This is a genomic window from Calidithermus terrae (assembly GCF_003574345.1).
In the GTDB taxonomy this organism is placed as follows: Bacteria; Deinococcota; Deinococci; order Deinococcales; family Thermaceae; genus Calidithermus; species Calidithermus chliarophilus.
Map to the genome: position 1 here is coordinate 1 of NZ_QXDL01000125.1, position 12,127 is coordinate 12,127.

Here is a 12,127-nt window from a genome sequence, read left to right on the forward strand (position 1 = left end):
GGCCTCGAAGACGTGAGGGCAGCGCTCCTGGAAGCGGCAGCCCTCGGGCGGGTGGATCAGGTCGGGCGGGGCGCCGCGCAGGAAGCCCGGCAGGAGGTCGGAGCGCAGGCGGGGGATGCTGGCGAGGAGCCCCTGGGTGTAGGGGTCGAGGGGGCGGGTGAGGAGGGCCTCGAGGCTCCCCTGCTCGCGGATCTGCCCGCCGTACACCACCGCCACCCGGTCGCAGAGGTCGGAGGCCAGCGCCGGGTCGTGGGTGATGAAGAGCATGGACAGGCCCAGGTCGCGCTTGAGCTCCTTGAGCAGGTTGACGATCTGGGCCTGCACGATCACGTCGAGGGCGCTGGTGGGCTCGTCGAGGATCACCAGCGGGGGCTTGAGCGCCAGGGCCATGGCGATCACCACGCGCTGCTTCATCCCGCCCGACAGCTCGTGCGGGTAGCGCCCGTACACCTCGGCGGGCAACCCCACGCGCTCCAAGAGCCGCTCGACCTCCTTCCTGGCCTGGGGCTTGGGGATGCCCTCCAGCAGCATCCGCTCGGCCACCTGCTCGCCCACCCGCAGCACCGGGTTGAAGGCGTTCATGGCCCCCTGAAACACCATCGAGACGCCCTTCCAGCGCACGCTGCGCCGCAGCTCGGCCTCGGGGAGGGTCATCACCTCGCGCCCCTGGAAGCGCACGCTGCCCTGGTAGCGCGCGACGTTCTTGGGCAGCAGCCGCATCAGCGCCACGCCCAGGCTGGTCTTGCCGCTCCCCGACTCCCCGATCAGCCCCAGCACCTCCCCGCCGGCCTCGAGCGCGAAGGAAACCCCGTCCACCGCCCGCACCGGGCCCTTGGGCGTGGCGTAGTGCAGGGTGAGGTCGTGGACTTCTAGCAGGGGCATGGGCCTCCTCCGGGGGGTCTTACGTCGTACGCCTTACGTCTTACGCCGGGAAACGACGCGTGCGGCGTAGGACGTACGACGTACGACGGCCCCGTCACTGCCCCCTCCGCAAGCGGGGATTCACGATGGGCTCGAGGCCCAGCGAGATCAGCATGAAGGCGATGGCGGTGAGCACGATCAAAAGCCCCGGCGGCAGGATCCACCACCAGTAGCCCAGGTAGACCGCGCCGGTGCGGAAGCCCTGCTCGAGGATCTGGCCCCAGGTGGGCAGGGTGGGGTCGCCCAGGCCCAGGAAGCTCAGCCCGGCCTCGGCCAGGATGGCGGAGGGGGCCGAGAAGATGAGCGTGGCGAAGATGAAGGGGGCGATGTGGGGGAAGATGTGGTGCACGATGATGCGGCCGCGCGAAGCGCCCAGGGCGCGGGCGGCCTCGACCTCGGGGGAGGTGCGCAGGGAGAGCACCATCGAGCGCACCAGGATGGTGAGGCCGGGCCAGCTAAAGAGCACCAGCACCAGCAGGATCAGCCACAGCCGCGCCCCCAGCACGAAGACCATGAAGATCAGAAGGGGCAGCACCGGCACGTTGTTCACGACGTCGGCGGCCCGCTGGATCAGGAGGTCGGTGCGCCCGCCGGCGTAGCCGCTGACCAGGCCCAGCGCGGTGCCCAGCAGGGTGCTCAGCGTGGCTACTGCCAGCCCGATCAGCAGGGCGATGGGCAGCCCGAACAGCAGGCCCTGGGCCAGGTCGCGGCCCTGGGCGTCGGTGCCCATGAGGCCGTAGACCGCGCCGCCCGCCACGAAGCGCACCCGGCCCACGCGGTCGCCGGGGTCTTCCACCCGCACGCGGGCCTCGAGCCGGTAGCGCCCCTCCAGCGGCACGAAGCCCCCGTCCGCCCAGCGCCCGAACAGCGCCAGGGGCAACTGGCGCTGCACGGCGTCGTAGTCCACCTCGGGCTCCCGCTCGAGCAGGTAGCCGTAGGTGGCCTCGACGGCGTTGGGGTCGCTGTCGAGGGCCACCCGCAAGGGCTCGTCCTGGTGGCGGCGGTAGGGCGGGGCCTCGCCCGCGAAGGGGCCGGAGATCACCGTGCGGAACAGGGGGACCTCGCCGCCGTCGGGCCGGATCAGCACCGCCTCGACGGTGGGCGGCCCGGAGCGGTAGGTCACGTCGGCCAGGGAGAAGGAGAGGAAGGTAGGGGGCTGGCGGCCCTGGAAGTCGAAGGCCAGCTCGTAGACCTTGAGGTCGCCGTCCTCGCGGGCGGGGGCGCGGGTCTCGAGGACGCGGTGCTCCGGGCGCTTGGGGCCCAGCAGGTTGGTCCAGGCCGGGGGCGCGGCCTTGGGGTAGTCGCCCCACAGGGCGGGGTTGCTCCAGCGACGGGGGCCGAAGTCGCGGGGGTAGGTGAGCACCACCCACAGCGCCGCCAGCACCAGCAGCCCGAAGAGCAGCAGCCCGGCCCGCCCGGCCCCGGTGGCCCAAAGCTCGCGCAGCACGCTGCGCAGCTCGAGCCTCACACGCCCCCCTCGTAGCGCACCCTGGGGTCGAGCCAGACGTAGAGCACCTCGAGCACCAGCCGCGCGATCACGTAGAGCAGGGTGAACATGAAGGTGAGCGCGACGATCAGGCCCTCGTCGGGCGTGCCCGCGATGGCGTCGTAGTACAGCCGCCCCATGCCGCGCCAGTCGAAGATGGTCTCCACCAGGATCGAGCCGCCCAGGCTCCCCGCGAGCCCCAGGATCAGCCCGGTCACGATGGGCGGGGCGGCCACGCGCAGGATGTGGCGGTTGCGCACGACGGGCTCGGGCATCCCCTTGGCCCGCGCCACCGCGACGTGGTCCTCCTGCGCGATGTTGAGGGTGAGGGTGCGGATGGAGTAGATCGAGGGGCCCACGCTGGCGAGCACCAGCGTGAGCACCGGCAGCACCGAGTGCCACAGCAGGTCGAGGAAGCGGGCGAAGGCCCCCTCGGGCGGCGGGGCGCTGTACATGCCCCCGGGCGGCAGCAGCTCGAGCTCGAAGGCCAGCACCAGCACCAGCAGAATGCCCAGCCACCACGTCGGCACCGCGTAGGACACCGCCGCCAGATAGGCCACGAAGCGGTCGAGCCTCGAGCCCACCCGCGTGGACATCCACACCCCGGCCAGGATGCCGATGACCGCGGTGATGACGGTGGCGGTGGTGAGCAGCAGCACCGTGTTGGGCAGGCGCTCGAGCACGATGTCGGCGATGCGGCTCGATCCGTCGTAGCTGCGCAGGTTGCGGGCCTCGCCTAAGTCGAGGGTGAGCACCCGCCAGACCATGCTGGGGATGCGGGCGTACCAGGGCTGGTCGAGGCCATACGAGGCCAGCAGCTCCCGGCGGCGGGCCTCGAGGGCGGCCTCGAGCCGGTCGGGGTCGCGGATGGTCTGGGTGAGCGAGGTGCGCAGCGCCCGCAGCTCCTCGCCCACCGTGGCCTGCAGGATCTTGTCGGAGAAGCCCGTGGCCCCCAGGCTCACCGCCAGCAGCACCAGCACGGCGATGAGCACCCCGAAGAGGGTGAGGGCGCGGAAGAGCAGGGGTCGGAGGAGGGAGAGGTCCATGCTCTAAAGGATGCGGGCGGCGTCTGGCGCAGGGCTAAGGCTTCGCGCCGCCCGCACGCTTCACGGCGTCACGTTGACGTCCACGGTGCGCTCGGCCACGGCGGCCAGGCTGTCGCTGTAGGCGGCGAGGTAGAGGCGGTAGAGCCCCGGCTTGAGGCCGCGGGTGGCGCCGGCCTCGAGCGTCACGCTGAAGTCGCCGGCCTTGCCGGTCTTGCTCTGGCCCTGGGCCACCACCTTGCCGCTGGCGGGCTCCAAGAGCAGGTAGCGCAGGCCCAGCGTGCCGGGGCCGCGCAGGCTGGCCTTGACCTCGGCGGCCTTGCCCACCGCCACCCGGCCCGCGTCCACCCGGCCGATGGCGAGGTCGGGGGGCTCGCCCTGGAACCAGTCGCCGGGCTTGTAGGGGTAGCTGGGGTCGCGGAAGGCCCGCAGCTCGGCGTACTGGGCGGGGGGGTCGTAGCGGGCGAGGAAGAAGGGGCCGTTGGAGACGACCAGGTGGCCGTACTTGTTGAACCACTCGATGGAGGCCTGGTAGCGGGCCTTGGCCTCCTGGGCGCTCACCAGGCTGCGCCCGCCCACCTGGAACACGCCCTCGGGCACGGTGCCCGCCTCGTTAAACTGGCGCAGGGTGCGCAGCACCGCCCGCGCGTCCTTGTCGAGCACCAGGCTCAGCCAGGGCACGTCGAAGCGGGCGGCGGCGGTGTCGGTGTAGGCGGCGCGGCGCTGCTTGAACACCAGGTCGTCCATCGCGGCCAACAGCTCCCAGGGGGTGCCCAGCCCGCTGGGCGAGGCGTAGCCGGCGATGAGCGAGGGCTCGAAGTGCCAGAAGTCCACGTAGACCTCGAGCCGGTTGGCGTCGAGCACCCGGAAGCCCTTGAAGGTCTCCAGCAGCGGGCGGCTGGTGACGGCGAGGGCGACCTCGATCTTCGACTTCTCGGGGTTGTAGGCCAGCTCGTAGCCCTGGGCGATGGAGTAGAGCACGTCGGCCATGGTGATGCTCTGGCCGTGGTGCCACTTGCTCTTGAAGTAGCGCGAGTAGTCGAAGGTGACCTTGCTGGTCGCGCGGGTGCTGGCGGCCACCGGCTTCCACCGGCCGCCGGAGGCGTCCCAGGTCACGGCGCCCTCCGCGACCTCGAGCTTGCCCGCGGGCCCGGCGGTCTCCACCTTGAACTCGGCGCGGAAGGGCTTGGTCTCGCCGGTGAAGGGCTGGTTCCACAGCGGCGGGTCGGCCAGGTTGCGGTAGATGTCGCTGGAGTACACGTCGCCGATGCCGCCCACCGGGTTCCAGGTGGTGCGCTCGGTCCACACCCACAGGTGGCCCACCGTGACGGTGTCCTTGCCCGGCACGTGGGCCTCGCGCAGCGCCCAGGGGTTGCGCGGCCCGGCCACCAGGTCCTCGGTGACGCCGGTGAGCTCGGCGCGGGCGGGGAAGGTGTTGACGGCCGTCACCAGCCACACCCGCACCGACTCCTCGAGCCCGAGCTGGGTCATGCGGCGGTAGAGCTGGTTGCGCTCGGCCTCGCTTTTGAAGTCGCCGGTGAAGAGCTTCTTGCCCAGCTCGTCGAGCTCCTTGTTCTGGTACTGCCAGAAGCCCGCCTGCTGCCAGCCGGGCAGGTTGCCCAGCCAGGGGGCGTAGAAGCTGTTGACGCTGCCGAACTCGTAGCGCTGCGGCGCGCCCCGGCCCCAGCCCTCGGTGTAGAGGTGCCACTCCAGCGCCTTGGGGTCGGAGGAGTAGACCGTGAGCACGGCGGGGGCGAAGGTCTGGTAGCTCATCGCCACCGTGAAGCCGGCCTTCTCGAGCTCCGAGCGCACCAGGTCCCCGATCTCGCGGCGCTCGTCCTCCACGCGGGTGATGAATTTGACCCGGACGGGCTGGCCGCGGTACTGCCACTTGCCCCCCACCAGCTCGGCCCCGGCCTTGCGCATGGCCTGGGCGATGTCGTTGCGCGCGCGCTCGGGGTCGTAGCGGATGCCCGAGCCGCGGTCGAGGTCGTAGATCGCCAGGAAGTCGAAGTCGCGCGGGGAGAGGTGCGTGACCATGGGGAAGGCGTTGCCGCGGAAGATGTCGCGCGCGATGAACTCGCGGTTGACCAGCGACTGCACCGCCTGCCGCACCTCCTTGAGGGCGAAGGGGTTGAGCTGCCCCTGCGGCGCGGGCGCGGGGTTGAGGATGAGCGAGAGGGTGGTGGCGGGGGCCTGGTAGAGCTTGACCCCCGGCGTGCCGCGCAGCTCCTGGGCCGCGGCGGTCTTGAGGCTGAAGAGGTAGAGGTCCATCTGCCCCGCCTTGAGGTCGAGGGGGGCGCGGTCGGCGTTGAAGGCCCGGAACACCAGCCGTTCGGCCGAGGGGCCGGGCTTCTGGTGCGGGGGCTTGTAGCCCCCGCTCTGGCCCAGGGCCACGACGAGGGCGGCCAGGGCCACGTAGGGCAGCGTCTTGCGCAGCATGGCTCCTCCCTAACGCTTGGGCTGGCCCTGTTGCAGCTTCTGCACTTCCTTCTGCAGGGTCTCCAGCCGCTTCATGAGCTGGTTGTACAGCTCCTGGTTGGTCTTCTGGATCTGCGCGAGCTGCGTGAGCAGTTGCTGGTAGAGGGTCTGGTTCTTCTGGATCTCCGCGAGCACCTTGGCGAGCTCGGGGTCGCTGGAGGGGGTGTTCGCGGCGGGCGCGGGCTGCTGGAGCTGGCGCAGCAGGGTCTGCACGTTGTTGAAGCCGAACTCGGTGAAGAAAGCAGCGCTGGCGAGGTTGCCCGAGGCGTCCACGGCGCGCAGGTTCTGCGGGCCCTCGCCGGTGACGGGCATGTAGAAGGTGGTGGTGAAGCGGCCCTCGAGGTTGGAGCGGGTGCTGGCGATCACCCCGTCGCCCAGCAGCACGAAGACGGTGGAGTCGGGCTGGAAGTTGAAGCCCTGCAAGGTCACGCTCTGCCCGCCGGGGCCCGCCGAGGGCGAGGCGAAGATCTCGGGCTGGCGCAGCGAGCGCAGCCGGGCGAAGCCGATCTTCTGGTTGAAGCCGCCGAACTCGCCCAGCCGGGTGTCGGGCCAGATCATGTACACGTCCTCGTCGGTGGCCTGGATCGAGAAGTAGTCGCCGATGAACTGCCCGCCGGGGAAGCCCTTGTTGGGGTTGGAGGGGAAGTCGGTCACGCGCACGTCGCCGCTCTTGACGTTCTGCTCCTTGAGCTCGAAGCCCCAAGTCTCGCCGCGGTCCTCCGAACGGGTGTAGTAGATGTGGTAGCGAAGCTGCGAGCGGTCGTCGCGGGTGTCGCCCCACATCACGTGCAGCACGCCCTTGGGGCTGGCGGCGATGGAGGGGAAGAACTGCAGGCGGGAGGTGTCGTCGGCGTTGAGGCGCTTGGGGCGGCTGAAGCTGCGGCCCTTGTCCTGCGAGCGCACCAGGTAGATGTCGGCGTCGTCGGCGTTCTTGCCGCTGGGGCGGGCGGCGTAGACGAGGTAGACGTCGCCCTGCGGGCCCAGCGCGATCTGCGGGAAGCTGCTGGCCCAGAAGCGGAAGTTGTTGGTGCGCGGGCGGAAGGGGATCTCGTTGAAGCTCGAGGCCACCACCGGCTTGGCGAAGGTGTTGCCGCCGTCGGTGGAGCGGGCCAGGTAGATCTCGCCCTGCCCCCGGAAGCTCTCGTCGTTGGTGGAGTCGAAGTAGGCCACGTAGACCGAGCCGTCGGCGGCGGTCGCCACGCTGCCGCCCTGCACCACCCGCTGGCTGCCCACCGCCTCGCCGTCGCCGGGGTTGCCGTCGCCCTCGCCGTAGGACTCGCGCACGGTGGGGCTGATGGCGAGGGGCTTGCTCCAGGTCACCCCGCCGTCCTCCGACTTCACCAGCCGGATGGTGGTGCGGGTCTCGCGGGCGGAGAGGGTGAGGATCTCGTCGATGTACAACGGCTCGTACACGCTCTCGAAGTCGGTGTAGACCACGTAGACGACGTCCTTGGCGGGGTCTTTGGGGTTGGGCCCCGTCGCGATCCAGGGCTTATCCAGGAAGCCCACCGAGATCTCCCCGCGCACGCGGCCCTGGCGGTCGGTGGAGAGCTTGTCGGTGTTGACGGTGGAGCGGGCGGAGGAGAAGGTGTCGGGGAAGCTGAAGCCGCCGTCGGTGGAGCGGGCGATGGACATGCTCGAGACCACCGTGAACAGCACGAAGGGCCCGACCTCGAACTCCTCCACCCCGATGGAGATGCCGGTCATGAACAGGCGGCCCTGGCGGTCGAAGGCCAGCACCGGGTCGCCGCCGGTGCCCAGGTCGTCGAGCAGGTAGGGGGCCTGGAAGGGCCCCTCCCAGCTCCCCCCGCCGTCCTGGCTGACGTAGCTCACCAGCGAGGCCATGTTGTAGTCGATGACGCCCATCACCAGGTGGTCGGGGTCTTTGGGGTTGATCGCCAGGTGGGGCTCGGTCTGGATGGGGATGTCGCCCAGGTCGCGCGTCACCAGCACGCCGCGGCTGAAGGCGGGGCCGGGCTCGCGGTAGGGCACCAGCGCGGCGGCCCCCGGGGCCTGCAGCATGGGGTTGCTGAAGGAGCGGAAGAGGCCCATCACCCGCTGGTACTCGCTGCGGAACCCCTCGCCCTCGCGCTCGCCCGCCAGCGCCGCCGTGAGGCGGGGCTCCATGCCCTGCGTCAGCAGCCACAGCCGCCCGGAGAGGTGCGGGCCGAGGGGCTTGAGGAAGTCGATGGGCCCGGGCACGCTCCCGGCGCGCACCTCCATGAACCGGCCGGAGCCCTGGGCCATCCCCACGCCCAGGCCCAACGCTCCGGCGCACAGCAAACTTTTGAGCAGACGACTGGTCATTCAGCTACCTCCGCGGGCGAACCGCTTTCTGGCTTTCTTCGGTGGTTTATACGGGTCGAAGGGCCGGGCCGGATGAGCCCCGGCCGGGCCCAGCCCGGGCTCAGCGCACCGCCTCGAGCTGGTCGAGCAGCGCGTCGAGGTGGGTCACCACGGTCTGCAGGACCGCGTTGTTGAACTCGCTGAAGAGGTTCTGGAACTCGCGCGCCCCGCCCCGCGCGTACTCGCGGGCGGCCTCCTCGGCGGTGGTGTAGTCCTTGTCGCGCCACTTGAGGTAGGGGCCGGACTTCTCGACCATGCGGTTGGCCAGCGGGCCCAGGCGCACCGGGTCGGACTTGAAGGCCAGCTCCTTCAGGCGCTCGAGGTAGGCCTGGCCCTCCTCGAGGTCGTCGGGGAAGTTCTTGCGCAGCTCGGCCAGCAGGAGGCGGTCGGCCTCGAGCGGCCCCGCGAGGTTGCGCAACTGGCCCAGCGCGGTGCGCAGGCGCTCGGCGTCGTTGGTCTGGGCGAGGAAAGAGGGGTCGGCGGGGGCGGAGGGTTGCGCGGGGGTCCCGGCGCCCAGCGCCACCACCAGCCCTGCGGCCACCAGCCACTTGGCGAAGCCGGAGAGGAGCCCCTGCCCGGGGTGCGGGTTTGACGAGGTTGTTTTCATTTGTCGTTCAGGATAGAGCCTGGCGGCCCGCAGGAAAAGGGGAGCCAATACCTTGTTCGGCAGACGGGCGGTGGAGCGAATTACGCCAATTGGCGGAGGGTGTGACGAGACGCCGGGGCGGGCCTCGAGGGGCCTCGAGCGGTTGGACCTCCTCCGAAGAAGATTAAGCTTCAGCCCTTGTCTTACCTTGGATTGAATACGTAAACTCGACCCATGCCTGTCTACCACGAGCGCTCCAGGCGAGAGGTAGCGGACGTGCGCCCAGAGCGCAAACCGACGCCTGCCGTTGCGGAGCCGGAGCTCGAGCCCTCGCTCCCCCACTGCCGCGCTGGGTTGTCGTCTCGAGGCTATCCCTTCCTTGGAACGCTCATCATAAACGCGCATGGGTAGAGTTTACGAAGTGAATCCAAGGTCGTGGAAGGGGTGGGAGGCTTAATGCTCCCAAGAAGAGTCCCCCACGCCAGGAGGAAACGTGGGGGAGAGGAGGGAGGGAAGCGAGGAAGGCTAGTTCTTGTCGGTAAGGGCGCCCTCGATGTTCATGAAGGCCTGGGGGACGTTGGCGGCGAGGTCACAGCCCTCGTAGAACATGAAGAAGGCGTCGCGGGTGAAGCACTCGGTGTGCCGGGGGTTGCGCACCTCGAGGCGCAGCCCGGGCTTGACGTACTGGCGGACGGCGCCGGGGTCGGAGGGGGGCAGGAGCTTCTTGCCGTAGACGTCGGTGAAGAACTCCCCTCCGCCGCCCGGGGCTTTGGAGGCGTCGATGGAGAGCGCGGGGCCGCCCGGGTCGGTGGCGAAGGAGAACAGGCGGGTCTCGCCGGTGCTGTTGCCGATGCGCATCAGGCTGCTGCACACGGGGCCGGTGCAGGCGGTGATGGGGTTGACGGTGTCGAAGGTGAGGCCGCCGAGGTCGAGGCCGAGGATGTTGCCCGACACGTCGGAGCGCCAGGGCTCGTAGCCGTTGAGGCTGCCCTGGGTTCCGTCGTAGACGTGGATCTTGCGCTCGCCGTTGCTCTGGTCGGCCACTTGGGAGGGGGTGAGGACGCCCTGGGGGCAGGTGGCTTCGAGGGGGAGGTCGGTGTTGTTGTTGGTGGAGGGGCCGAAGTCGGTGTTGATGTGAAGCTTGGCGACGATCTCGCCGGTGCTCGCGCTGGCTACGGCGACCTCGAGGCTGTGGAACTGGCGGCAGACCCGGCCCGCGCCGCCGGTGCCGAAGTGGTGGACGAAGAGCCAGCGGTAGCCGTCGCGCTCCCACACGTAGTTCTTGAAGCCCGGGTGCGGCTCGGGCAGCACGCCGCTGTTGTGCAGATCGTCCTGGACGTAGCCGAAGGCCACCTTGTAGCCGGGGGCCAGGAGGCCGGGGTCGGAGCCGTGGTCGTGGCCGAAGTAGCACCAGTAGACGGGGTCGACCTGGGGGTGCCAGGTGGCGAGGACCCGCTTGGCGCCGTTGGGCATGGTGACCTCGGTGGTGTACTGGTCGTGCACCCACTGCGGGCAGGCCTTGTTGGGCTCGGCGGCGGGGCTCCCGAGCTGCGGGGGCTCTGCCGGGGGGGTGCCGTCCTTCTCGGCGAAGAGGACCCAGTACGTCTCGAGGTTCTGGGCTTGGCGCTGGCCGGGGTCGTAGACCGAGCCGAGCTCGACGACCTGGCCGGCGCTGAAGTTCTTGACGAAGACCCGGCGGTCCTGCCCGGCGATGCGCACCTTGCCCTGCTCGCTCCAGTTGTTCTTGAGCCAATTGGGCACCCTGGCGGGGTCGGCGCGCCACACCACCGCCAGACGGGCGTCGCGGCTCAGCGTGAGGCGCACGAACACCGGCTTGTCGTACTGCCAGACCCCGCCGTGCTTGCCGCCGTTGGGCGGGGTGAGCACGTCCCAGCCCTGGTAGGCGCCCGCGTCGTCGATGGCGCCGTGGTTCTGCTCGTCGGGGATGGTGACGCCGCTCTTGAACTGGCGGGGGCGGTAGAACATGGCCTCCACGGCCGGCTGGTCGCCCTCGGGGCTACTCTGCATCCACGTGTAGCTGCGCAGCAGCGTGAGGTTGGCGCCGCCGGGAGGGGGTGGCGGCGGGGGCGGCGGCGGTGCAGGGGCGGTGACGCTGAGGGTGAAGGGCGCGTACTTGGTGGTGCCGCCGGCGGTGCCTTTGACCCGCAGGCTGTAGCTGCCGGCCTGGGCCTGCGGGCTCACGGTCAGGGTGAGGGTGCTCGAGCCGCCCGTGGCGCTCGCGGGGCTGAAGCCGGCGCTGACCCCGGTGGGCAGGGGTTTGCCGTCGGCCTGCTCGAGGCTGAGGCTCACGGCCTCGCTGAACTTGTCGCGTACGATGCTCACCTCGGCGCTGGCGTTGGCCGACCCGCTGGCAGGGCGCTCGAGGCTGCGGCTGGAGGGGTTGACGGCCAGGCTGAAACTGCCGGGCTGGGGTTTCTCCTGCACGGTGAGGGTCAGGTAGGCGTACTGGGTGGCCCTGCCCGCGGTGCCCGTGACCTGCAGGTCATATACCCCCGGGGCCGTGCCGGTGGAGACGTTGAGGGTGAGGGTGCTGCTGGTGCCGCTGGCCGTGCCGGGGTTGAAGCTGTAGCTGAGCCCGGTGGCGAGGCTGCCCCCACCCCTTTTCTCCAGGCTCAGGCTCACGGCCTCGCTGAAGCCGTTTTGCCGCCCGATGGCGACGTTGAGGTCTTTTTGGGTGCCCTGAACGAGCGTGGGGTTGCTGTCGGCAACGGGGAGGGAGAGGGTGAAGGAGGGGTCGGGGTTCTGCTGCGTGACACAAGCCGCCATCGCCAGCGCTAGAGCAAGAAGGGGGAGGCGTCGTTTCACGGGTTGGGGTTCTCCTCGAGGGGGTTGGCAGCAACTGTCAGGTTGCCGAAAGACATTGAATCATAACGGGCGTAACGGAATTTTGAAAAGGCCCTTAAAACAACCTTCATGTTCATGAGAAATTCCCCTGACTAAAGGAAGCATGAAGCCCGGTAGGGGCGGGGTCTGGGGTAGGTTCACGCGCGAGAGACTCCTTACAGAGATCGCCGGTGGCCGGTCGCGGGTGGAAGCTCCCACGGGGCGTTACGGACCGGACCGGTCCTCGTGCCGGGCCACGTTACGGGCTTAGCTCCGTCCAGATGTGGTAGCTTCACTCCGGAGGCCCGGCGCGAAGGATGGAAGATATACCGACCGTAGCGGTGCCCGACCTCGAGAGCTACTCCCCCCGCGGCGGGATCGGGCGGGTGCTGGGGAGCCTGCGCGCGGGGTCACGGCTTT

The 12,127-nt window shown here is 69.9% G+C and carries 7 protein-coding genes; all 7 read right to left on the reverse strand.

The window, feature by feature from the left end; all coding sequences use genetic code 11:
* Nucleotides 1–882 (reverse strand): ABC transporter ATP-binding protein (locus Mterra_RS13790; RefSeq protein WP_147372791.1); only part of this gene is annotated, 882 nt, incomplete at its 3' end.
* 94 nt (nt 883–976) lie between these two features.
* On the reverse strand, nt 977–2,389 hold the full coding sequence (locus Mterra_RS13795; protein WP_218022938.1) for an ABC transporter permease: 1,413 nt from the start codon (nt 2,387–2,389) through the stop codon (nt 977–979).
* On the reverse strand, nt 2,386–3,453 hold the full coding sequence (locus Mterra_RS13800; protein ID WP_119315698.1) for an ABC transporter permease: 1,068 nt from the start codon (nt 3,451–3,453) through the stop codon (nt 2,386–2,388). Before Mterra_RS13800 ends, Mterra_RS13795 begins: the two co-directional genes overlap by 4 nt.
* Before the next feature lie 60 nt (nt 3,454–3,513).
* Nucleotides 3,514–5,892: an ABC transporter substrate-binding protein gene (locus tag Mterra_RS13805; protein WP_119315699.1), complete on the reverse strand. Its 2,379-nt coding sequence runs from the start codon at nt 5,890–5,892 to the stop codon at nt 3,514–3,516.
* A 9-nt stretch (nt 5,893–5,901) separates the two neighbouring features.
* Nucleotides 5,902–8,238 carry a sialidase family protein gene (locus Mterra_RS13810; protein ID WP_147372793.1) on the reverse strand — a complete coding sequence of 779 codons (2,337 nt, stop codon included), beginning with the start codon at nt 8,236–8,238 and terminating at the stop codon, nt 5,902–5,904.
* A gap of 100 nt (nt 8,239–8,338) precedes the next feature.
* The gene (locus Mterra_RS13815) at nt 8,339–8,884 is read right to left on the reverse strand and encodes a hypothetical protein (RefSeq protein ID WP_119315701.1); all 546 of its coding nucleotides are present in this window, start codon (nt 8,882–8,884) and stop codon (nt 8,339–8,341) included.
* Nucleotides 8,885–9,388: 504 nt separating this feature from the next.
* The gene (locus Mterra_RS13820; protein ID WP_147372795.1) at nt 9,389–11,689 is read right to left on the reverse strand and encodes a COG1470 family protein; all 2,301 of its coding nucleotides are present in this window, start codon (nt 11,687–11,689) and stop codon (nt 9,389–9,391) included.
* Nucleotides 11,690–12,127: the final 438 nt, after the last annotated feature.